Origin of the sequence: Kitasatospora sp. NPDC001309, from assembly GCF_042896295.1 — a bacterium.
In the GTDB taxonomy this organism is placed as follows: domain Bacteria; phylum Actinomycetota; class Actinomycetes; order Streptomycetales; family Streptomycetaceae; genus Kitasatospora.
On record NZ_JBIAXC010000003.1, the window covers coordinates 129162 to 151095 of the forward strand.

Below are 21934 nucleotides of genomic sequence, written 5' to 3' on the forward strand. Positions count from 1 at the left end.
GGAGTTGACCTCGGCGCGGGAGTTGACCCCGTCGGGAGTTGACCCCGGCCGGGAGCCGGCCCCCGCCCACCATCCGACTGGAGGAGCAATGGAGACGGAAGCACGACCGCCGCAGCAGCCGGCCACCGGGGCGACCGCCCCGCACGCCCTGGTGCTGGTGGACAGCGACCACGCCGACACCCCGTACGACGTCTGGGCGGCCGAACTCGGCGTCCGGCTGACCCTGCTGGTCTCCGAGGAGAAGTACCCGCAGTACGCCCACCTGCCGGCCGCCCGGTCGATCTCCGGCTACCACGGCGGCAGTGAACTGGAGCGGGTGGCCATGGAGTTGGCCGACCAGGACTTCGCCGCGGTGATCGCCCGCGGCGAGCGGGACGTGCTGCGGGCCGCCCGGCTGCGCGAGCTGCTCGGCCTGCCCGGCCAGCACTGGGACAGCGCCCTGGCCTTCCGCGACAAGGTCCTGATGAAGACGATGCTGCGCGAGAAGGGCCTGGACGTACCGGAGTTCGCGCCGGTGCGGGTCGCCCTCGACCTGTTCGGCTTCCTCCGCGAGCACGGCTACCCGGTGGTGGTGAAGCCCGCCCTGGGCTCCGGCTCCAAGGGCACCGTGGTGCTGCGCGACGAGGCCGACCTCACCGAACTGCTCGCCGGGGGCCTGCCCGAGCACGCCGAGGTGGAGCGCTTCGTCGACGGCCGGATGTACGTCGTCGACGGCCTGGTCGCCGAGGGCCGGTTGGCCGCCGTGTTCGTCTCGCACTACCTCAACGACTGCCTCACCTTCCACTCCGGCGGCTACCTCGGCTCGGCCCAGATGAACCGCGGCGAGCCGCTGGTGGAGCGCCTGATCGAGTACGCCGAGACGGTGCTGGCGGTGCTCCCGACGCCGGACTGCACCAACTTCCACCTGGAGGTCTTCCTCACCCCCGACGACCGCCTGGTGCTCTGCGAGGTCGCCAGCCGGACCGGCGGGGCCCGCACCACCGGGGCGATCCGCGCCGCCACCGGCTTCGACCTGGACCAGCGCTGGTTCGCCGCCCAGCTCGGCGAGCGGATCCCCCGGGCCGAGGAGCTGCGGGCCGTGCCGCCGGGCGGCTCCGGCGGCTGGGTGCTGTTCTACCCCGGGCAGGGCCGGCTGACCGGGCTGCCGCAGGACCCGCCGTCCTTCGTGGTCGAGGAGCGGATCAAGGGCACGGTCGGACACCGCTACCACGGCGGCGAGAAGTCCGGGGACTACCTCGGCGGCTATGTGATCATTGGCCGGGACGCGGACGAAATCGCCGCCAACGCCGATGAGTTGGCCGCGTGGTACGCGAACGGGATCAGCTGGGAGGAGTAGGAGTCGATGGACGAGCGGTACATCGTGATCGGCGCCGGGGCGGTCGGCGGCGTGGTCGGCGCGCGGCTGCACCGGGCCGGGCGGCAGGTGGTCCTGGTCGCGCGCGGCGAGCACGGCGCGGCGCTGCGCGAGCACGGGCTGACCGTGCACGGCCCGGCGGGGGCGGACACCGCCCGGATCCCGGTGGCCGCCGGTCCGCAGGAGGTCGAGCTGCGCGAGGGCGACGTCCTGCTGCTGGCCGTCAAGACCCAGGACACCGCGGCCGCGCTGGCCGACTGGGCCGACCGCCCGGTCGGCCCGGCCGGTGCGCGGGCCGGCGCCCGGCTGCCGCTGGTCTGCCTCCAGAACGGGGTGGAGAACGAGCGGCTGGCGCTGCGGCACTTCCGCCGGGTGTACGGCGCCATGGTCGTGCTGCCGGCCGCCTTCCTCACCCCGGGCGAGGTGCGCACCTGGTGCGGGCCGCGCACCGGCGCCCTCGCCCTGGGCCGCTACCCGGACGGCGCCGACGACACCGTCCGGCAGATCGCCGCCGACCTCACCGCGGCCGACTTCCGGGCCGAGGTGGTCGAGGACGTGCTGCGCTGGAAGTACGGCAAGCTGGTCGACAACCTGGCCAACGCCGTCGACGCGCTGTGCGGGCAGCGGCCCGGGGCCGAATCCGCGGAGCTGGCCGTCCGGGCGCGGGCCGAGGCCGTCGCGGTGCTGGAGCGTTCGGGCATCGCGTTCGCGACGCCCGAGGAGCTGACCGAACTGCGCCTCGGCGCGGTCGAGCGCCGGCCGTCGGACCCGGGGGCCGGGCACGGCTCGACCTGGCAGAGCCTCAAGCGGGGCGGCCGGTCCGCCGAGGTGGACTACCTGAACGGGGAGGTCGTGCTGCTGGGGCGCGGCTGCGGGGTGCCGACGCCCGTCAACGAGCTGCTCCAGGAGCTGGTGCACCGCTGGGTGCGGGAGCGCCGCGAGCCCGGCAGCCTGGCCGTGGCGGAGCTGGCCGAGCTGATCGGGCGGGCGGCGGACGAACAGCCCCTCGCGGCAGGACAGTAGGCAGGGCAGTAGGCAGGACGGGCCGGGCGGTGGTCCGCCGTCAGCAGCGGTCCGGGCGGCTCCCCAGGCGCAGCGCCGGTCCGGCCTCGGCGGCCGGTTCGGGGCTGCGCCGCGACTCGGCCAGCAGGTCCTCGGTGCGCTCCAGCCAGGGCTTGGAACCGAGTTCGGTGAACAGCGTCCGGCAGGCCTTGAGGTGCCCGGCGGCCTGGGCGCGGTCGGCCCGGCGGAGCGCGATCTCGGCCAGCGCGTAGCGCGAGCGGCCCTCCACGGCCCGCTCGCCGACCTGCCGGGACAGCTCCAGCGCCCGGGTCAGGGTGTCCACCGCGCCGTCCAGCCGGCCCTCCCGGCGGTGCACCGTGCCGAGGCCGTGCAGCGCGTAGGCCTCGCCGATCCGGTCGCCGCCGGCCCGGACGATCCGCAGCACCTCCCGCAGGGCGTCCTCGGCCAGGTCCGTCCGCTCGGCCGACAGGTGCAGCTCGGCGAAGCGTTGCAGCACCTGGGCCTCCACCCGGACGCAGTGCTCCGCCCGGCAGATCACCAGGGCCTGTTCCAGCAGGGTGCGGGCCTGCTCGGGCCGGCCCGCCGTCATCCACCAGCCGGCCAGGCTGCGCAGGATGTGGGCCTCGCCGATCCGGTCGCCGACCAGCCGCATCACGGTCAGCGCCTCGTCGTACTTCTCCCGCATCGCCAGGTCGTCGCCGCGCACCCCGTCCAGGAAGGCGTCGTTGCGCAGCACCAGGGCCCGGCCGTGGTCGTGCCCGGCCGCCTCGAACAGCTCCCGGGCGAGCGCGAAGTGCTCCTGGGCCTGCTCGTGCCGGGTCTGGAACATGTGCAGGGTCCCGAGCGAGTAGAGCATCGCGGCCCGGCCGACCGTGTTGCCCGCCCGGACGGCCGCCTCCTGGGCCAGCCGGGAGGTCTCCTCCCAGTCGTCGAAGTGCCCCTTGGCCTCGAACAGGGTGACCGAGGTGAGCGCGAGGTCCCAGCAGAGTTCGTCCAGCCCGGCCGCGGCGGCCTGCCGTACGGCCGTCACCAGGGCCAGCCGCTCGGTGTCCCAGCCGTCCACCCCGGTCCCGGCCGCGCCGGAGCGGCCCTCCAGCGGCGGCCGCCAGCGTTCGGCCGTGCCGTGGATGACGGTGTAGTCGCCGCCGTACTCCCGGCGGTGGGCGTCCTCGGCCAGGGCCAGCCAGCCGCCCAGCATCCGGGTCAGCGCGGCCTCCCGCTCGGCCGCGTCCTCGGTGGCCACCAGCTGCTCGTGGGCGTAGGCGCGGACCAGGTCGTGGAAGCGGTAGCGCGGCCCCGGCTGGTTCGGGTACTGGACGATGTCCATCACCTGGGCCTCGACCAGCAGGTCGAGGGTGTCCTCGGCGGTGTACGGATCGCAGTCCAGCAGCGCCGCCGCGATCCAGGCGGGCGCGTCCGGCAGCTGGACCAGGGAGAACAGCCGGAACAGCCGCTGCGCCGAGGGCGGCAGGGCGCGGTAGGTGAGGCTGATGGTGGAGCGCAGTTCGAGGCCGTGGTGGCTGAGCTCGTCCAGCCGGCGGCGCTCGTTGCGCAGCCGCCGGACCAGCCGCTCCACCGGCCAGTGCGGGTGCGAGGCCAGTCGGGCGCCGGCGATCCGCAGCGCCAGCGGCAGCCCGTCGCACAGGTGCACCAGCTCGACGGCGGTGTCCAGTTCGGCCTGGACCCGCGGTCTGCCGATGATCCCGGCGAGCAGGTCCAGCGCGTTGGACATGTCGAACACCTCGACGTCCACCCGGTGGATCCCCGGGACGCGGGACAGCCGGACCCGGCTGGTCGCGAGCACCGCGCAGCTCGCGCTGCCCGGCAGCAGCGGCGTCACCTGCTCCGCGCTGGTCACCCCGTCCAGGACCACCAGGACCCGGCTGTCGGCCAGCCGGCTGCGGTACATCTCGGCCCGCTCCTGGGGGTCCTCCGGTATCGCCTTGGCCGGCACCCCGACCGCCCGCAGGAAGCGGGCGAGCAGCGTCCCGGTCCGGCCCTCGCCGCCCTCGCCGGGGGCGCCCGGCTCGGTGGTCGGGGTGTGCAGGTCGGCGTAGAGGTGGCCGTCCGGGAAGTGGGCGCCGGCCTCGTGCGCGGCGCGCACCGCCAGCGCGGACTTGCCGACCCCGCCCGGGCCGCAGATGTTGACGATCGGCACCGCGTAGCCGGGGGCCTGGGTGCCGGCGTAGGGCACGATCAGCTTCTTGATCTCGTCGAGCTGGCTCCGGCGGCCGATGAAGTCGCTGATGCTGGCCGGGAGTTGGCGGGGGGTGAGGCGGAAGGCGGCCTCGGCGGCGGGGTGTGCCGGGTGCGTGGTGAGGGTGGCCTGGACGGTGTGGGTGGTGTGGGTGGCCTGGCCGGTGTGGACGAGGTGGCCGGGGTTGCCGGGGTGCGCGGCGGCGGCGGGAGCCGTGGGCGCGGGCGGGGGAGCGGAGCCCGGGTCCGCCGTGCCCCGGTCGGCGGGCGGCGGCGACAGCGGCGCCACGGACACCAGGGGCACCGGGGGTACGGGCGCCGGTGCGGGGGCGAGCGACGGTGCGGCCGGGTCGGCGGCGGCGTGCCGGGCGTGCCCGTCGCGGTGCCCCGGCAGGTCCAGTCCGGGGGACTGGCACAGGATCGCCCGCTCCAGTTCCCGCAGCTCCTGGCCCGGCTCGATGCCGATCTCCTCCACCAGGGCCCGGCGCGCCCGCTGGAACGCCTCCAGCGCGTCCGCCTGCCGGCCCGAGCGGTACAGCGCCAGCATCAGGTGCCCGTACAGCCGCTCCCGGAGCGGGTGGCGGGCGGTCAGCGAGGCGAGTTCGGCGCCCAGCTCGCCGTGCCGGCCGAGCAGCAGGTCCAGCCGGACGCGTTCCTCCAGGACGGTCAGCCGCCGGTCGTCCAGGTGGGTCGCGGCCCGCTGGGCCAGCTCGCCGGGCACCCCGTCCAGCGCCGGTCCGCGCCACAGGGCCAGCGCCTCGCGCATGGTGGCGGCCGCCCGTTCGACGCGGCCCGCGCCGCCCTCCTCCCGGGCGAGCGCGACCAGCCGCTCGAACTCCAGGCCGTCCACGTCGGCGGGCTCCAGCTCCAGCGCGTAGCCGGGGGAGCGGGTGGTGATCGCCTCCGGTCGGCCGGCCTGGGTGAAACGTTTGCGCAGGGTGGAGACGGCGACCTGGATCTGTCCGCGGGCCGTGGTCGGCGGTGCGTCCCCCCACACGGCGTCGATCAGCTGTTCGGTGGAGACGGTCCGGTCGACGTTCAGTCCGAGCATCGCCAGGACCACCCGCTGCCGCGGGCCCCCCAGGTCCAGCGAGCGCCCCTCATGGACCAGTTCGACCGACCCCAGCAGCCGTAGCAGCATGCCTTCCTCCCCGTCAACCGAAACGCGCTCAGCGTATTGGTATACACCAGATTCCCCCGTGGACACTACAGTCACAGCATTAACCGGACAGTCCGTGCGGGAGGTTTCTGTACGCCCGGCGAATTCTCGCCATAACCCCCGCGCTATCGTACGTGATCCTGGGCTGACCATGGCTGACGCAGATGCTTCGTACACGTGCTGGCTTCGTCGGGGCGTCCGGACGGATTCTCCGGGGCGGGGCCCCGGCGGGCGGCCCCGGAATTGTTTTTGGACATTCGGGAGCGGCCCGCCGGGCCCCTGAACCGGCCGCGCCGCACGGCCCGTTCGACGCGCCCCGAACGGGCCCTCAGGTTACGGTGACCGGACCGGACGGGGCCGAACGGAGGAGGGCGGGCCGATGGCGAGCGGGTCGAGGTCGACGGCGGGCGGGTCGACGGGGAGCGGGTCGGTGAAGGGTATGGCGGACGTGGAGGGTGCGGGGGACGTGGCGGACGTGGTGGACCGGCGCCGACCGCGCCGACTCGCGCGGCTCGCCCTGTTGTGCGCACTGGCCGCCGTGGTCGTGCTCGCCTTCACCGGCCCGCACGGGCCGCTGGTGCTGCTCGCCGAGTTCGTCGGCCTGGTGGTCACCGCCGTCGGCGTCTGGTGGGCGATCACCCGGCGGGCCCGGTGGCGGCTGATCGGCGCGCTGCTGGCCGTCGCCGCGCCGGCCGCCGGCGTCCTGCTCGCCTATGACGCCGGGGTGCTGGCGCTCACGGTGGCCGCCGTGGCCCTCTGGCTCGCCGCCCTCGCGTGCGGCCGCGCCGCGCTGCGCGCCGCCCGGCCGCCGCGCCCGATGCCCGCCCGGGAGACCCCGCCGCCGCGGCAGCCCGTCCTGATCATGAACCCGAAGTCCGGCGGCGGGAAGGTCGAACGCTTCGACCTGGTCCGGCGTGCCGAGGAACTGGGCGCCCGGGTGGTGCTGCTGGACACCTCCGCCGAGCAGGACGTCGCCGAACTCGCCCGCCGGGCGATCGCCGACGGCGCCGACCTGCTCGGCGTGGCCGGCGGCGACGGCACCCAGGCCCTGGTCGCGGCCGTCGCCGCCGAACACGGCCTGCCGTTCCTGGTCGTCTCCGCCGGGACCCGCAACCACTTCGCGATGGACCTCGGCCTCGACCGCACCGACCCCGCCACCTGCCTCGACGCCCTCCGCGACGGCGTCGAACTCACCGTCGACCTGGGCCGGGTCGGCGACCGGACCTTCGTCAACACCGTCTCCTTCGGCGCCTACGCCGAGATCGTGCAGAGCCCCGAGTACCGCGACGCCAAGACCGCCACCGCCCTCGGCGCCCTGCCCGACCTGCTGACCGGCGAGGCCGGGCCCACGCTCACCGCCCGCGCCGACGGGCACCGCATCGACGCCCCGCAGGCCCTGCTCGTCAGCAACAACCCGTACGCCGCCCCCGACCCCGTCGACCTCGGCCGCCGCCCCCGGCTGGACGAGGGCCTGCTGGGCGTGGTCGGCGTCCGGGTCGACGGCGCCGCCCAGGCCGCCGAACTCGTCCTGCTCGGCGAGCGGGCCGCCGCACTGACCCTGCTCTCGGCACGGCAGGTCACCGTGCACGCCGACGTCCCCGAGATCGCCGTCGCCGTCGACGGCGAGGCGCTGACCCTGCCGACCCCGGTGGTCTGCACCCTGCGGCACCGCGCCCTGCGGGTCCGCGTCCCGCGCGAGCGCCCCGGCGCCGACCCGGCCCAGCGGCCCCACGCCCACCCGCTGGACTGGCGCGACGTCACCCGGCTGGCCCTGTCCGGGGCGGGCACGCACCCGGCGCAGGCCGCCCGGCCCTCCGGGGGCCACCGGTGACCGGCCCGGTCCTGCGCGACCTCACCGCACTCGACGCGGCGCTCTACGCCGCCGTCGCCGCCACCGACACCCCCGCCCTCGACTCCGCCCTGCGCACCCTCTCCGCGGCCGCCGACCACTCGAAGATCAACCTCTCCGTCGCCGCCGCCCTGGCCCTCGTCCCCGGCCGCTGCCGCCGCGCCGGGCTCACCGGCGCGGCCGCCGTCGCCCTCGCCTCCTTCACCGCCAACGTCCTCGGCAAGCAGCTGGTCCGCCGGCCCCGCCCGGACCGGGAGGCCGCCCGGGTGGTGCTGGGCCGGCACGTCCCGATGCCGGCCAGCGCCTCCTTCCCCTCCGGCCACACCGCCTCCGCCTTCGCCCTGGCCACCGCCGTCGGCACCCTGCTGCCCGCCACCGCCGCCCCGCTCGGCCTGCTCGCCGCCGCCGTCGGCTACTCCCGGGTGCACACCGGCGTCCACTACCCGGGCGACGTCCTGGCCGGCGCCCTGCTGGGCAGCACCTGCGCCGGGATCGTGCTCGCGGCCGGGCGGCGGACGCCGTAGGGTCGATCCTTCGGACCAGGGGAGGGGACCACCGATGCTGCACCACAGCCTGGGAGTTGACGGACCGAAGGTCAGCGCGCTGTGCCTCGGCGCGATGACCTTCGGCACCACCGTCGACGAGCGGACCGCCACCGCGATCCTCGACCGGTTCACCGAGGCCGGCGGGAGTTTCATCGACACCGCGAACAACTACGCGTTCTGGGCCCCCGGCGGCACCGGCCACGAGAGCGAGGAACTCCTCGGCCGCTGGACCGCCCGCCGCCGCAACCGCGACCGGCTCGTCCTCGCCACCAAGGCGGGCGCCCGTCCCGTCCCCGGACTGCCCTACCCCGAACACCTCGAAGGCCTCTCCGCCCCCGCCCTGCGCAGCGCGGCCGAGGGCAGCCTGCGCCGGCTCGGCACGGACCGGATCGACCTCTACTACGCCCACGTCACGGACCCGGCCACCCCCGTCGAGGAGACCATGGGCGCCTTCGCCGGCCTGGTCGCCGACGGCAAGGTCACCGCCCTCGGCTGCAGCAACCACCGCGCCGCCGACCTCGCCGCGGCCAACGACCTCGCCGACGCGCGCGGCTGGCCCGGCTACCGGTGCGTCCAGCAGCGCCACAGCCACCTCCAGCCCCGGCCCGGCGCGGACCTCGGCATCCAGCGGCACGCCGACCGGGCCCTGCTGGCCCACCTCGCGGACCGGCCGGACCTCACTCTGCTCGCCTACTCGCCGCTCCTCGGCGGCTCCTACACCCGCCCCGACCGCCCCCTGCGCGAGGAGTACCGCTGGCCGGGGACGGACGCCCGGCTCGCGGCCCTGGCCGAGGTCGCGCAGGAGACCGGCGCCACCGTCAACCAGGTCGTCCTGGCCTGGCTGATCGGGCACCCCGTCCCCACCGTCCCGGTGATCGGCGCCGGCTCGGTCGCCCACCTGGAGGAGAGCCTGGCCGCCCTGGACCTGGTCCTCGACGCGGACCAGCGCCACCGCCTGGACACCGCGGGCAGCTGACCGGCGCAGCTGGGCCGCAGTGACCCGTGCCGGGCCGCCGGGCCGCCGGGCCGTCAGTGCCGCCCGGTCCCCGTGGCGGGGCGCCGCACCGAGAACGTCCACCGCCGCGGGCCGGCCGGGCTGCCCCCGGCACCCGTCGCACGGGGCCCGTGCACCCGGCGGCGGGCCTGCTCGGCGAGCCCGCGGGTGTCCGCGGTGGTCCGGTCGAGGGCGGTCGCGACCAGGTCGACGGGCAGGCGGAACACCTCGTGCAGCACGAAGGCGACCCGCTCGGCCGGGGCCAGCGCCTCCAGCGCGGCCAGCAGCGCGGGCCCGACCGACCCGTCCGACGGCACCGGGCGCGCGGGCCCGGCCACCGCCTCCGGCGCCCGCCGCGGCCGGGCCTCCCGCGCACCCAGCAGGCCCAGGCAGACCCGCCCGGTCACCGTGGCCAACCACTCGGCGAGGTCCGCCACCTCCTCCGGATCGATCCGGCCGAGCCTGACCCACACCTCCCGCACCGCGACCTCCGCCTCCGCGTGCGAGCCCAGCAGCGGGTACGCGAGGGCCCGCATCCGCGGCCGCAGGTGCTCGAACTGGCCTGCCTGCCGGTCCTGCTCGGGCACGGTCGCACTCCTCGGCTCCGGAGGGTTCGTCACCGACCGGTACCCGGCCGTGGCTGGACCTTACTCGGAGAAGCAGGTTGATCACACCGGGTGGTGCCGGAGCAAAATCGGCGACAGCTCCGGGGCGGGGTACCGCGGTTTCGCCTGCCGGGTGGGGGTGGGTGGGGCCAGGCCCACCCCTGCTCGGGGGGCAGGTGGATTCTGCGGGCGGGGCGGTGTCCCTAGATTCGGTCACGAGCCGCCTCCGGGGCGGGTGGTGGTGGGACGGGGAGGTCGTCGTGCGGGGATCGGTGCAGCCGGCGCTGCGGTTGGTGGGGCTGCGGAAGCGGTTCGGGGCGCACGTGGCCGTGGACGGGGTGGACCTGCTGGTGCCGAGCGGGTCGTTCTACGGGCTGGTCGGGCCGAACGGCGCCGGGAAGACGACCGCGCTGTCGATGGCGGTCGGGCTGCTGCGGCCGGACGCCGGGAGTTCGGCGGTCCTCGGGGTCGACGTGTGGAGCGACCCGGTGCGGGCCAAGGCGCTGGTGGGGGTGCTGCCGGACGGGATGATGCTGCCGGAGCGGCTGAGCGGGCCCGAAGTGCTGCACTACCTGGGGCGGTTGCGCGGGCTGCCGGGGGCGACGGTGGACGCGCGGGCGGCGGAGCTGCTGGCCGTGCTGGAGCTGGACGGGGCCGGGGACACCCCGGTGATCGACTACTCGACCGGGATGCGCAAGAAGATCGGTCTGGCGACGGCGCTGCTGCACGCGCCGCGGCTGCTGGTGCTGGACGAGCCGTTCGAGGCGGTCGACCCGGTGTCGGCGGCGACGATCCGGGCGATCCTGCGGCGCTTCGTCGCCTCGGGCGGGTCGGTGGTGTTCTCCAGTCACGTGATGGCGCTGGTGGAGCAGCTCTGCGACCACGTCGGTGTGATCGCCGGGGGCCGGGTGCTGGCGGCCGGGCCGGTGGCGGAGGTGCGGGCCGGGCGGGGGCTGGAGGACGTCTTCGTCGAGCTGGTCGGCGCCCGTACCGGCGGGGAGGAGGGGCTGTCGTGGCTGGCGTCGTGAAGTCCGGGGGCGTGCCGGATCCCGGGGGCGTGCCGAACCCCGTCGTCGTCCTGACCGGGATGAAGCTGGCCGTGCTGCGGCGGTCGATGTCCGGCCCGCGGGCGGCGAGCCTGATCGCGGGCGGGGTGTGCGGCGGCCTGGTGGCGGTGGGCACGGCCCTGCTGGGCCTGGTGGACTTCCCGGCGCCGGAGGCCGGGGTGGGCACGATCGCCCTGGTGCTGCTGGTCTGGACGGTCGGCTGGGCGGTCGGGCCGACCCTCACCGGCGGGGACCCGACCCTGCGGCTGTCGTACTTCGCGCTGGTGCCCCAGCCTCCGCGCCGGCTGGCGCTGGGCCTGCTGGCCGCCTCGTTCGTCGGCGTCACCCCGGCGGTCGCCCTGGTCGCCTTCGCCGTGCTGGTGGTGTTCGGCGCCGGGCTGGGGCCGCTGCCCGCGCTGGTGGCGGTGCCCGCCATGCTGCTCCAGCTGCTGTTCGTGGTGGTGCTCGCCAAGCTCGGCGTGCAGGGCCTGGGCCGGGTGGCCCGGTCGCGGCTGGGCTGGGAGCTGTCGGCGCTGCTGGTCGGCCTGGTCTGCGGGTTCCTGAACACCGGCTGGTTCGGGATCGCCTTCTTCTTCAAGCTGCTGGGCGGCCACTGGGCGCCGACCATCGGCACGGTGGTGCGCGTCCTGCCCTCCGGCTGGTCGGTGGTCGCCGTGGACGCCGCCCGGCGCTCCGACTGGGTCCTGGTCGGCGCCTGCCTCGGCGGACTGCTCGCCCTGTGCGGGCTGCTGTTCGCCGCCTGGACGGCCCTGCTGGCCCGGCAGTTGGTGCGCGGTACGGCGGGGGGCGGACGGCCCGCCGGCCGTCGGCGCGGCCGCCCGCGGCTCCTCCCGGACACCCCCGGGGCCGCCGTTCTCGGCAAGGAGCTGCGCCTGTGGGCGCGCGACCCGCGCCGGGCCCGCTTCCTGCGGATCGCCCTGTGGACCGGCCTGTTCACCGGCCTGCTGCCGGTGCTCGGCGGCTTCCCGACCGTACTGCCGTGGACGGGCGTGGTCACGGCGCTGTACGCCGGTGCGCTCGGCTCCAGCCTGTACGGGCTGGACGCCGGCGCCCTCTGGCTGACCCTGGTCGCCCCCGGCGCCGAGCGGATCGACGTCCGGGCCCGGCAGCTGGCCTGGCTGCTGCTGGTCGGCCCGGCCGCGCTGCTGCTCACCGTCGCCGGGACGGTGGCCGTCCCGAACGGCTGGGCCTGGCCCTGGCTGCTGGCCGCCCTGCCGGCGGTGCTCGGTGCGGGCGCGGGGCTGGTGCCGCTGATGTCGCTGCTCGGCCCGGCGCCGTTCCCGGACCGGCCGGGCGGCAACCCGCTGGACGGATTCAGCGACGAGAGCGGCGACCAGGTCCGGATGCAGAGCCTCGCCGTCCTGCTGCTCCAGCTGTTCGCCGCGCTGCCGGCCACCGGCGTGGTGCTGGCCGGGACGCTGCTGCACAGCGCACCGCTGCGCTGGGGCGGCACGGCGGTCGGCCTGGCCACCGGGCTGCTGTTCGCCGGGTGGATGGGCCGGGCGGCCCGGCGCCGACTGGAGACCCGCGGGCCGGAACTGCTGGACGTGATGCGCAAGGGCGTCCGCCGGAAGGCCGGCTCGGCGGACCGCTCGCCGCGGGAGCAGGACCTGCTGGACCAGCTCTCCCGCCGCCGGACCGCGGTCGCCGGGCTGCTGGTGACGGCCGGGGTGCTGAGCACGGCCCCGCAGGGCGCAGTGGCGCTGGCCATGTCGCTGCTCGCGCCGGCCAACCGGAGCTGGTTCCTGGCCCTGTACCTGCCGCCCGCCTGGCAGGTGCCGGTCGCGACGGGGTTCATCCTGCTGGGCTCGGTGTGCTTCGTGGGGGTGTACCGGCTGATCCGCGCCAAGCAGGCGGCCGAGCGGGCGGCCGAGGGCGTAACGGGGGGCTGAGCCGGGCCCGTTGCGGGGCTGCCATCATGATCGTCCAGCACAGCACAGCACAGCACAGCCGCAGGGCAGCACAGCAGGACACCGCACAGCAGGACACCGCACAGAACCGTCGAGCCGACCGGAGGCCCACCCCGTGAGCACCCCGCAGTCCCGAGGCGCCGAGGCGCTGCGCACCGCCCTCCTGGCGCTCGGTCGCCTCGCCGTCCTCACCCTGCTGATCCCGGTCGGCGCGGTGATGGGCGTGCTCTTCGTGGTCTCGTTCCTGCTCTGGGTCGGCGCCGGGCTGGTCCCGTTGTTCCCGGTGACGACCCGGGTGGTCCGCTCCGCCGCCACGGCCGCCCGCTGGGCCTCCGGCCACTGGTCGCAGGTGCCCGTACCGGTGCCGTACGTGCCGCGCCCGGCGCTGGAACGCACCCTGCACGGCTGGTACTGGACCGGCCACGACTACCACAAGAACCGCTGGTTCGCGGGCTTCGCGCTCAAGCTCCGCTGGCTCTGGAACGACCCGGCGACCTGGCGGGACGCCGCCTGGCTGCTGGTCGACCCGCTGGTCGGCGGCGCCGTCGCGGCCGCGCCCGTCCTGCTGACCGGCTACGGCCTGTACGGGCTGGCGCAGCCCGTACTGCCCGAACCCGGCCCCGGCTACAGCCTGTTGCCGCTGCCCGGGCTGCTCGGACCGCTGCTCGGCCTGGTCCTGGTGGCCGCCGGACTCGCCCTCGCCGGGCCCGCACTGCACCTGCACGGCCGCTGGACCCGTACCCTGCTCGGCCCCACCGAGCGCTCCCGGCTGGCCCATCGGGTCGAGCAGCTCACCGAGATCCGGCTGGACGCCACCGAGGCCCAGGCCGCCGAGCTGCGCCGGATCGAACGGGACCTGCACGACGGCGCCCAGGCCCGGCTGGTCGCCGTCAGCCTGCGGCTCGGCGCGGTGGTACCGCTGATCGACCGGGACCCGGAGAAGGCGAAGCAGGTGGTGACGGACGCCCAGGAGAACGTCACCCAGGCCCTCCAGGAGCTGCGCGACCTGGTGCGCGGCATCCACCCGCCGGTGCTCGCCGAACGCGGCCTCGCCGAAGGGATCCGGGCGCTCGCGCTGGACGTGCCGTTGAAGGTCGAGGTCCGGGCCGAACTGCCCGGACGGGCGGAGGCGCCGGTGGAGTCGGCGATGTACTTCGCGGTCAGCGAGGCGCTCACCAACGCGGTCAAGCACGGCGACGCCCGGCACGCCGGGGTGGAGCTCACCCACGCCGCCGGACTGCTCCGCGCCGAGGTCTTCGACGACGGCCGGGGCGGCGCCGACCCGGAGGGCGGCAGCGGCCTGCGGGGCATCCAGCGCAGGCTGGCGGTGTTCGACGGTACGCTCACGCTGACCAGCCCCCCGGGGGGCCCAACCAGGCTGATCATGGAGCTACCGTGCGTGTTGTCCTCGCCGAGGACCTCGTCCTGCTGAGGGACGGACTCGAACTCCTGCTGAGCGCCCACGGCCACGACATCGTCGCGGCCGTGGAGAGCGGGCCGGAACTGTCCGCCGCGCTCGCCGAGCACCGCCCCGACATCGCCGTGGTCGACGTCCGGCTGCCCCCCACCTACTCCGACGAGGGCCTCCAGGCCGCGCTGGCGGCCCGCCGCGAACAGCCCGGACTGCCGGTGCTGGTGCTCTCCCAGCACGTCGAGCAGCTCTACGCCCGGGAGCTGATCGCCGACGGCGCGGGCGGCGTCGGCTACCTGCTCAAGGACCGGGTCTCCAAGGCCGACCAGTTCGTCGACGCCGTCCACACCGTCGCCGCCGGCGGCACCGTCATGGACCCCCAGGTGATCACCCGCCTGCTGGCCCGCAACGCCTACGACGAGCCGCTCGCGATGCTGACCCCGCGCGAACGCGACGTGCTCGAGATGATGGCCGAGGGCCGTTCCAACGCCGCGATCGCCCTGCGGCTCCACTTCAGCGAGGGCGCGGTCAGCAAGCACACCTCCAACATCTTCGCCAAGCTCGGCCTCGGCGCCTCCGACGACGACAACCGCCGCGTCCTGGCGGTACTCGCCTACCTGAACGGAACCCGCGCGGAGTAGGGCACCGGAAGTCGGCGGGGCCGACTTCTGCTGCTGGGGCCGTACTGCCGGGGTGGGGGTGCTTGCCGGGGGTGGGGGCCGGGGCGGGCGTCGGTACGATCGGCGTATGGGTGGTGCGAAGGACGAGGCCTGGGACGCGGATGCGGCCGAGCGGGCGGTGGCGGTGTTGAAGGCGGTGGCCGACCCGTCGCGGTACCGGTTGCTGTGGGCGTTGAGCCGCCGGGAGCTGCCGGTCAGCGAGCTGGCCGAGCTGTTGGGCGCGCACGTGGCGGCCACCTCGCAGCACCTGGCGAAGCTGCGGGCGGCGGGTCTGGTGGTGGCCCGCCGGGAGGGTACGCGGATCTTCTACCGCGCCACCGAGGTGCGCGGGCTGCTGACCGAGGCGGCCGTGATCGCCAACGACCTGCCGGACCGCAGCGGTGGTGGCGGTGGTGTCGGCGGCGCGGCCGCGGCCGCCGGCACGGCGGAGCAGCCCTTCGGCCGGGCCGCCCGGGCCGCCCGCGCCGTCCGGGGGGTGCGCGGCCGCCCGGCGGCCGGTCCGACGGGCTGAGCCGGGGCCGGTCCGGGTTGTGCCGGAGCCTGTCCGGGTTGTGCTGAGCATGCCCAATTGGTCTGGACCACTGGCCGGAACGCGCGGGTCTCCCCGCCCTCGCCCCACCGGGTGACCGCTCCGCCCCGGGGGCCTGCGGGGCGGGGGAGGGTGCGGTCCTTCGCCGACGGACCGAGGGCTGGGGCCGTCGCGCCCCGGGAGTCCGCCGCCCAGGCGGCCCCGGCGGCTTCCGGCCGAATTGGTCTCGACCATTGCCCTCCGTCCGCCGGTGCACGAGGCTGCTGCGCACCGGGCACCGGATCATCACGACCGGAGCCCTCGCCACCGGAACAGGAAGGCAGCAACACACCCATGCGCAAAGCGATTTCGACCCTGAGTCTGACCGGACTACTGGCCGCCGGCGCGCTGCTGGCCGCGCCCTCCGCGCAGGCTGCCAGTTTCGTCTACATCGGCATGTACCCGAGCGGTGCCGCGTGCGACGCGGCCGGCAAGGACTACGTGGCCCGGGGTGAGGCGATCACCTACTTCTGCGACGTCGCCCCGACCACCGCCCGGCTCTCGATCGTGCCTTCCTGGCGATAAGTCAGATCCCTTGACTGAAAGGCCCGGTGGCCTCCCCGCCACCGGGCCCGCCACCACCACCGCGGATGACCTGGGCGCGGCGGAACAGCTCGTCCGTCTCGTCGGCCAGCACCCCGCCCAGCAGCAGTCGCGGGTGGTAGAAGGAGTCGGCGGCCTTGGCCACGTCGACGGCGGACAGGTCGATCTGGTCCAGGCCGGTGCGGCGCAGCCCCTCGATCGAGGTGGCCCAGACGACCTGGCCGATGCCGGCCCAGGCGCAGGCGCTCATGCACATGGGGCAGGGTTCGGCGGTGGTGTACAGGGAGGTGCCCGCCCACTCGGGACTGCCGTAGGGCTGCCCGAAGTCGTCGATGGCGACCATCTCGCCGTGGTGGGTCGGACCGTCCTGCGCCGCGTTGACGCCCCGGGCCACCACCTCGCCCGAGCGCACCAGCACCGCCCCGAAGGGGTAGCGCTCGTTCCTGCGCCCCTCCTCGATCGCCGCCGCCATGAAGCGCTCGTGGTCCCTGCGCGCGGTGGCCGGTGTCGCCACCGCCGCTCCTGCCGCTCCTGCCGCTCCTGCCGGGCCGATCGCGCCCGCCGCGCCCACCGCTCCTGCTGCGCCAAGAAAGTGACGCCTGTTCAACACCACGCTGTGCTCCGTCCAGTCGGCGTACGGGGGTTCCGGAGCATTCTCCCCGCCCTACGCCTCCTCCGACCGGTATTCCTGCCGGGCCGCGTCGTAGCCGAACAGGCCCGCGTAGCGGCCCCAGTCGGTGGCGGTCTCCAGCTGCCGGTCGACCTGTTCGCTGGTGTAGTGGTGGGCGAGGAGGTCGCGGAAGAAGCCGGCCCGGGCGGTGGCGCCGGGTTCGCCGCCGAGGCTGTTGGCGATCAGCTTGACCAGCGGGACGTCGAGGGCGGCGCCGGCGAAGAGGGCGCGGGAGTCCTGGACGTCGGCGTGGGCGAAGGCGGTGCCGTCCTCGGTGAGCAGGAGGTCGTCGCCGTGGATCTCGGCGAAGCCGAGCAGGTCGAGGGCGTCGACCTGGGGGAGCATGTCGTCGATGTCGAGGCCGAGTTGGTCGGCGAGGTCGGCGAGGTCGCAGCGGCCGGCGCGGTGGGCGATCATCTCGGCCAGGCCGGAGAGGCCGTCCACGCTGGCGCTGGGCAGCGGGGTGTTGGCGACGGTCCGGCGGTCGGGGCGGTCCGGGGCCGCGGGGTCCGGGTCCGTGCGGTCCGGTTCGGTGGGGCCGGGCTCGGTACGGTCCGGCTCGGGGCGCCCGGCCGCCCGGGGGTCCTTGGGCCGGCCGGTCATGATCCGGTAGACCCGGTCGACGAGTTCGTCGAAGGCGGCGGAGTCGCGGTCGCGCGGGCGTTCCAGGTCGACGTCGACGGTCTCCCGGATGGTGCCGTACGGGCGGGAGCCGAGGACGACGACGCGGTCGGCCATCAGCACGGCCTCCTCGATGTTGTGGGTGACCAGGACGACGGCGCGGGTGGGGAACTGGCCGGACTCCCACAGTTCCAGGAGTTCGCCGCGCAGGTTCTCGGCGGTGAGCACGTCGAGCGCGGAGAACGGTTCGTCCATCATCAGCACGTCGGGTTCGACGACCAGGGCCCGGGCGAAGCCGACGCGTTGGCGCATGCCGCCGGAGAGCTCCTTGGGGTAGGCGTTCTCGAAGCCGGTGAGGCCGATCAGGTCGATGGCCTGGTCGGCGGCGCGGGCCCGCTCGCGCGGGGGCACCCCGCGGGCCTCCAGGCCCAGTTCGACGTTCTGCCGGACGGTCAGCCAGGGCAGCAGGGCGAAGGTCTGGAAGACGAGCGCGGTGCCGGGGTTGGCGCCGGTGAGGGGGGTGCCGCGGTAGCGGACGGTGCCGGAGCTGGGCGGCAGCAGGCCGGCCAGGCAGCGCAGCAGGGTGGACTTGCCGGAGCCGGAGCGGCCGAGCAGGGCGACGATCTCGCCGGCCCGGACGGTGAGGTCGATCCCGGAGAGCACCGGGAGTTCGCCGTCGGCGCCGGCGTAGGACTTGGTGAGGCCGACGGTCTCCAGCAGGGTCGCGCCGTCCGCCACGGCGGGCTGGGTGACGGCGGGGGCGGGGCGGGAGGAGAACGGGAAGCGCATCGGGGGGAACCTCATTGGAGCGAGTAACGGCGTTCGGCCAGGCGGTACAACCGGCGCCAGACCAGGCGGTTGAGGGCGACGACGTACAGGCTCATCACCGCGACCCCGGCGAGCAGGTGCGGGTGGTCGCCGCGTTCGGTGGCGCCGGCGATGTACGCGCCGAGGCCGGTGGCGGTGAGGGTGGTGCCGCCGAAGGTGACCACCTCGGAGACGATGGAGGCGTTCCAGGCGCCGCCGGAGGCGGTGATGCCGCCGGTGACGTACGCCGGGAAGATGCCGGGGACGATGAGCCGCCGCCAGCGCTGCAGGCCGCGCACGCCGAGGTTGTCCATGGCCTCGCGCAGGTCGCTGGGGATGGCCATGGCGCCGGCGATGGCGTTGAACAGGATGTACCACTGGGCGCCGAGGGCCATCAGCAGCACGCCGCCGAGGTCGATCGACAGGCCGGTGCGCAGCAGCAGCCAGACCACCAGCGGGAACAGGAAGTTGGCGGGGAAGCTGGCGAGCACCTGGACCAGCGGCTGGGCGATCCTGGTCAGCCGGGGGGAGAAGCCGATCCGCACGCCGATCGGCACCCAGACGACGGTGGCGACCGCGACCAGCACCACCACCCGGGCCAGGGTGGCGAGGCCGAGCAGCAGGGGCTCGCCGAAGACGCCGAGGCCGGTGGTGCCGGCGAGGTAGCGGCCGAGGTCGACCAGGCCCCAGAGCACGATGCCGCCGGAGACGACGGCGAAGAGGAGGTCGCCGGTGCGCTGCCGGGCGCGGCTGACCGCGAGCGGCCGGTCGTCGGTGCCGAAGACCCGTCCGGCCCGGTCCAGGGCCCGGCCGAGGGGCCGCAGCACCCGGCCGAGCAGGCCGGGCAGCCGGGAGCGGCGCAGCAGGGCGAGCACGACGGAGCGCTGCACCTCGGTGGCCTCGGACTGCTCGTTCTTGAAGCGTTCGGCCCAGGCGGTGAGCGGCCGCCAGAACAGGAAGTTCACGCCGATGACCAGGACGGCCATGGTGGCGATCGCCCAGCCGACCCGGCCGAGGTCGCCGGCGGCGATGGCGGCGCCCGCGTAGGAGCCGACCCCGGGCAGGGCGTAGCGCTGGTTGTCGACGCTGATCGCCTCGGAGGCGACCAGGAAGAACCAGCCGCCGCCGAAGCTGAGCATGCCGTTCCAGACCAGGCCGATCATGCCGGAGGGCAGTTCGACCTTCCGGAACCGCATCCACCGGCTGAACCGGAAGGAGCGGGACAGCTCGTCGAGTTCGCGCGGCAGCGAGACCAGTGAGTGGTAGAAGCCGAAGGTCATGTTCCACGCCTGGGACGTGAAGATGGCGAACACGGCCGCGCACTCCAGGCCGAGCTCGGAGCCGGGGAACAGGGCGAGGAAGCCGGTGACGGCGACGGTCAGGAAGGCGAGCACCGGCACCGACTGGAGGATGTCCAGCGCGGGGATCAGCACCCGTTCCAGCCGGCGGCTGCGGGCGGCGGCGTAGGCGTAGCCGAAGGTGAAGCCGACCGAGAGGACCAGCGCCGCGAACATCCGCAGCAGCGAGCGCGCGGCGTCGTACGGCAGCCGGGCCGGGTCGGTGTCCACGGCGGCGTCGCGCGCGGTGGAGAACCGTACGGTGGTGCCCTGTCCGACCCGCAGTGCGAGGTAGAGCAGGACCAGGACGGCGGCGGCCACGACCACGTCCGCCCAGCCCGCCCGGGGGGCCCGGCCCGCCCGGGACGGGCGGCCCGCGGTCCGGGGCGGCAGCGGGCCCCGGGACGGGCCCGGGGCGGACTTCGGGAAGGACATGACGGGGACCTCCGGCGCAAACCCGGGCAGTCTGCTCCCTTCTGACGTCCGTACGCAAATGGACCGGTGTTTCGGTCCGGTGCTCAGGCCGGAGGGGGCCTACGCGGTTTCGACGAACTCCAGCAGGTTGCCGACCGGGTCGGTGGTGTAGAAGCGGCGCCGGGGCGGGAGGCTGTCGTCCCAGACGACCTGGGCGCCGAGTCCGGCGAGGCGTTCGGCAAAGTCCTCGATCTCGCAGACCGCCATCCCGGGGTGGGCCTTGACACTGGGGCGGAAGCGCTCCTCGATGCCGAGGTAGAGCCGGACCCGGCCGCCGTCGGCGGCGAACCAGCAGCCGCCGCGGCCGGTCAGCGGCTGGGGCTTGGGGATCTCGGCCATCTGCAGGACGTCGCCGTAGAAGGCGCGCAGCAGGGGCTCGCTGCCGGGTGGCGCGGAGAGCTGGACGTGGTCGAGGGCCGTGATCACTTCGGCTTCCTCTCGGAGGGGTCGGACGGGGTGGACGTGGCGTGCTGCCGGGCCGCGGTGACCAGCAGCCGGGCGGTCGGGGTGGGCAGGCCGAGGTGGTGGGCGATCCACTGGGGGTCGTGCCCGTGGGTGGCGAACACCCAGGCGGTGTAGAGCCGGTTGAGGCCGGGGGCGTCGGGGCCGAGCAGGAGCGGGCGGACCTGCTCCATCGGGAAGCCCTCCAGCGAGCGGGCGCTGAACCACTGGGCGTCGTCCTCCGGGGCGGGAGGTGCGGCCAGGCCCGCCCGCTGCCGGCTGTGGGCCAGCAGCAGGGCGAGCAGCAGCCCGACGGCCGAGCCGCCGATGAGCACGCCGGAGAGGAACAGGCGCAGCGGAGCGGGCGCGGCGCCGAGGGCGGCGACCTGGAGGGCGAGGAGGAGCACGGCGACGCAGAGCGCCGTACCTCGGCTCGTCCAGGGGAACAGGGCGGTCCGGGTCATGCGGTGTCCTCCTCCGGTTGGTGTCGGCGCTGTCGGTGGTGCCACTGGTGCTGTCGGTGGTGCCACTGGCGCTGCGGCGGGGCCGGCCTCAGGCGGCGCGGACCAGCCGGGGGTCGTACTTGTAGCCGATCTGCCGGACGGTGGCGATCGCCTCCCGGTGGCCGGGGCCGAGCTTGCGGCGGATCCGGGCGATGTGGGTGGCGATGGTGCGGGTGTCGCCGGTGTCCGGCCGGCCCCAGACGGACTCCATCAGCTGGCGGCGGGAGTGCACCCGCAGCGGGTTGCCGACCAGGTGGGCGAGGAGTTCGAACTCCAGGTACGGCAGGTCGAGGTGCTGGCCGTCGACGGTGACGGTGCGCTGCTCCTGGTCGACCACCAGGCCGGCCGAGTCGAGGACGGGCCGCGGGCCGGGGACGGTCCGGGCGGCGGGGACGGCCCGCAGGGCGGGGGCGGCGGTGTGGTCCGAGAAGATGGCGTCGAGCCTGCGGTAGCGCACGGCCATGGCGGATGCTCCTTCGGCTGGTGGGGTCGGTCGGGTCAGTGGCCGGGGTGCCAGGAGGCTTCCAGTCGGGCCGTCCCGTCCGGGCCGGTGACGGAGTGCCAGCTGGCCCGCATCCGGGTGGGCCGGTCGTTCGGAAGTCCCGGGGCCGGGCTCGGGGCCGGGGCGCCGACGGCGCGCAGCACGGTGTTGTCGAGCGGGCTGGCGGCCAGCCGTCGGCCCACCGCGGCGAGGGCGGCGCGCAGTCGGCCGCGATCGGTGGACGGGAGGGCGGGCTGGAAAGCGGCAACGATGGACATGGCTGGTCACCTCCGTGACAGGACAGGCAAGATCTGAACAAGTGCGCCGGTGCGCAGGGGAGTTGATGATTCAGGCAGCGGCGGGCGCGGGCGTGGTCGCGGCGGCGGCCCGGTGACGGGCGGCGGCGAGGGCGATCCGGTGCGCGGCGGCCGGCGGAAGGTCCGCGGTGGGGGTCCCCCCGGCCGGAGGCTGGGGGAGGGCGAGCCAGTCCGGGCGGTGGCCCTGGCGGGCCAGCAGGTAGGCCAGGTGGACACGGGGCTCGTACGCGGAGGCCGGGGTGTTGCGGGTGCCCGAGCGGGGGCAGCTGCCGGGGTCGTCGAGGCGGTAGGCGCGCTCGACGCCGTCGTGCAGGGCGAGTCGGACGCTGGGGCAGTGGTGGAAGAGGTGGTGGAAGGGGGTGGTGGTGCGCATGGCCGT

At 75.3% G+C, this 21934-nt stretch carries 21 protein-coding genes and 1 pseudogene; 11 read left to right on the forward strand and 11 right to left on the reverse strand.

The features are described 5' to 3' along the window. The first annotated feature begins 88 nt into the window (after positions 1–88). Positions 89–1336 carry an acetyl-CoA carboxylase biotin carboxylase subunit family protein gene (locus ACFY2K_RS04500; protein ID WP_387709545.1) on the forward strand — a complete coding sequence of 416 codons (1248 nt, stop codon included), beginning with the start codon at positions 89–91 and terminating at the stop codon, positions 1334–1336. A 6-nt stretch (positions 1337–1342) separates the two neighbouring features. Further along, the gene (locus ACFY2K_RS04505) at positions 1343–2377 is read left to right on the forward strand and encodes a ketopantoate reductase family protein (RefSeq protein WP_380523176.1); all 1035 of its coding nucleotides are present in this window, start codon (positions 1343–1345) and stop codon (positions 2375–2377) included. 40 nt (positions 2378–2417) lie between these two features. Here the strand turns inward: ACFY2K_RS04505 and ACFY2K_RS04510 are convergent, their stop codons facing one another. After that, the gene (locus ACFY2K_RS04510) at positions 2418–5714 is read right to left on the reverse strand and encodes a BTAD domain-containing putative transcriptional regulator (protein ID WP_387709547.1); all 3297 of its coding nucleotides are present in this window, start codon (positions 5712–5714) and stop codon (positions 2418–2420) included. A 457-nt stretch (positions 5715–6171) separates the two neighbouring features. Here ACFY2K_RS04510 and ACFY2K_RS04515 point away from each other — a divergent pair, with 457 nt between their 5' ends. From ACFY2K_RS04515 to ACFY2K_RS04525, 3 genes are read left to right on the forward strand one after another with little or no spacing between them, the layout of a single operon-like run. After that, positions 6172–7563, forward strand: a complete 1392-nt coding sequence (locus tag ACFY2K_RS04515) for a diacylglycerol/lipid kinase family protein (RefSeq protein WP_387709719.1) — start codon at positions 6172–6174, stop codon at positions 7561–7563. Then, positions 7560–8105 carry a phosphatase PAP2 family protein gene (locus ACFY2K_RS04520; RefSeq protein ID WP_380586718.1) on the forward strand — a complete coding sequence of 182 codons (546 nt, stop codon included), beginning with the start codon at positions 7560–7562 and terminating at the stop codon, positions 8103–8105. The genes ACFY2K_RS04515 and ACFY2K_RS04520 overlap by 4 nt, the downstream gene beginning before the upstream one ends. Positions 8106–8139: 34 nt before the next feature. Then, positions 8140–9102, forward strand: coding sequence for an aldo/keto reductase (locus ACFY2K_RS04525; protein WP_387709549.1), 963 nt, complete (start codon positions 8140–8142; stop codon positions 9100–9102). A gap of 53 nt (positions 9103–9155) precedes the next feature. Here ACFY2K_RS04525 and ACFY2K_RS04530 read toward each other — a convergent pair whose 3' ends face one another. Next, positions 9156–9707 (reverse strand): hypothetical protein, encoded by a 552-nt coding sequence (locus tag ACFY2K_RS04530; RefSeq protein ID WP_387709551.1) that lies wholly within the window; start codon positions 9705–9707, stop codon positions 9156–9158. Between the two features lie 278 nt (positions 9708–9985). On the opposite strand from ACFY2K_RS04530, the gene ACFY2K_RS04535 reads away from it, so the two are divergent. The 6 genes from ACFY2K_RS04535 to ACFY2K_RS04560 all read left to right on the forward strand — a co-directional run bounded on the left by ACFY2K_RS04535 (position 9986) and on the right by ACFY2K_RS04560 (position 15886). Beyond that, entirely contained in the window at positions 9986–10753 is a 768-nt protein-coding gene (locus ACFY2K_RS04535) for an ABC transporter ATP-binding protein (RefSeq protein WP_380526373.1), read from the forward strand. Continuing rightward, a complete protein-coding gene (locus ACFY2K_RS04540; protein ID WP_380590206.1) occupies positions 10738–12684 on the forward strand; it encodes a hypothetical protein in 1947 nt (648 codons plus the stop codon). The genes ACFY2K_RS04535 and ACFY2K_RS04540 overlap by 16 nt, the downstream gene beginning before the upstream one ends. Before the next feature lie 133 nt (positions 12685–12817). After that, the gene (locus ACFY2K_RS04545) at positions 12818–14134 is read left to right on the forward strand and encodes a sensor histidine kinase (RefSeq protein ID WP_387709554.1); all 1317 of its coding nucleotides are present in this window, start codon (positions 12818–12820) and stop codon (positions 14132–14134) included. Then, positions 14098–14754, forward strand: a complete 657-nt coding sequence (locus ACFY2K_RS04550; protein ID WP_380526367.1) for a LuxR C-terminal-related transcriptional regulator — start codon at positions 14098–14100, stop codon at positions 14752–14754. Before ACFY2K_RS04545 ends, ACFY2K_RS04550 begins: the two co-directional genes overlap by 37 nt. A 106-nt stretch (positions 14755–14860) precedes the next feature. After that, positions 14861–15304 carry an ArsR/SmtB family transcription factor gene (locus tag ACFY2K_RS04555; RefSeq protein ID WP_380526365.1) on the forward strand — a complete coding sequence of 148 codons (444 nt, stop codon included), beginning with the start codon at positions 14861–14863 and terminating at the stop codon, positions 15302–15304. A 351-nt stretch (positions 15305–15655) separates the two neighbouring features. After that, on the forward strand, positions 15656–15886 hold the full coding sequence (locus tag ACFY2K_RS04560) for a hypothetical protein (RefSeq protein ID WP_387709556.1): 231 nt from the start codon (positions 15656–15658) through the stop codon (positions 15884–15886). A 1-nt stretch (position 15887) separates the two neighbouring features. Here ACFY2K_RS04560 and ACFY2K_RS04565 read toward each other — a convergent pair whose 3' ends face one another. From ACFY2K_RS04565 to ACFY2K_RS04605, 9 genes and pseudogenes are all read right to left on the reverse strand, one after another. Further along, on the reverse strand, positions 15888–16418 hold the full coding sequence (locus ACFY2K_RS04565) for a nucleoside deaminase (RefSeq protein ID WP_387709721.1): 531 nt from the start codon (positions 16416–16418) through the stop codon (positions 15888–15890). Between the two features lie 33 nt (positions 16419–16451). Further along, positions 16452–16517: pseudogene (locus ACFY2K_RS04570) on the reverse strand (twin-arginine translocation signal domain-containing protein); the annotation flags it as partial. A gap of 51 nt (positions 16518–16568) precedes the next feature. Then, positions 16569–17984 (reverse strand): nitrate/sulfonate/bicarbonate ABC transporter ATP-binding protein, encoded by a 1416-nt coding sequence (locus tag ACFY2K_RS04575; RefSeq protein ID WP_380590328.1) that lies wholly within the window; start codon positions 17982–17984, stop codon positions 16569–16571. Positions 17985–17995: 11 nt separating this feature from the next. After that, positions 17996–19774, reverse strand: coding sequence for an ABC transporter permease (locus ACFY2K_RS04580; protein ID WP_387709558.1), 1779 nt, complete (start codon positions 19772–19774; stop codon positions 17996–17998). Between the two features lie 99 nt (positions 19775–19873). Continuing rightward, positions 19874–20239 (reverse strand): glyoxalase, encoded by a 366-nt coding sequence (locus tag ACFY2K_RS04585; protein ID WP_375894320.1) that lies wholly within the window; start codon positions 20237–20239, stop codon positions 19874–19876. Continuing rightward, positions 20236–20718, reverse strand: a complete 483-nt coding sequence (locus ACFY2K_RS04590; protein WP_380526357.1) for a hypothetical protein — start codon at positions 20716–20718, stop codon at positions 20236–20238. Before ACFY2K_RS04590 ends, ACFY2K_RS04585 begins: the two co-directional genes overlap by 4 nt. A gap of 88 nt (positions 20719–20806) precedes the next feature. Then, positions 20807–21220 (reverse strand): winged helix-turn-helix domain-containing protein, encoded by a 414-nt coding sequence (locus ACFY2K_RS04595; RefSeq protein WP_380526355.1) that lies wholly within the window; start codon positions 21218–21220, stop codon positions 20807–20809. Positions 21221–21255: 35 nt separating this feature from the next. Continuing rightward, positions 21256–21516 (reverse strand): hypothetical protein, encoded by a 261-nt coding sequence (locus ACFY2K_RS04600; protein WP_380526354.1) that lies wholly within the window; start codon positions 21514–21516, stop codon positions 21256–21258. 70 nt (positions 21517–21586) lie between these two features. Beyond that, a complete protein-coding gene (locus tag ACFY2K_RS04605) occupies positions 21587–21928 on the reverse strand; it encodes a hypothetical protein (protein WP_380526352.1) in 342 nt (113 codons plus the stop codon). Between the last annotated feature and the right edge of the window lie 6 nt (positions 21929–21934).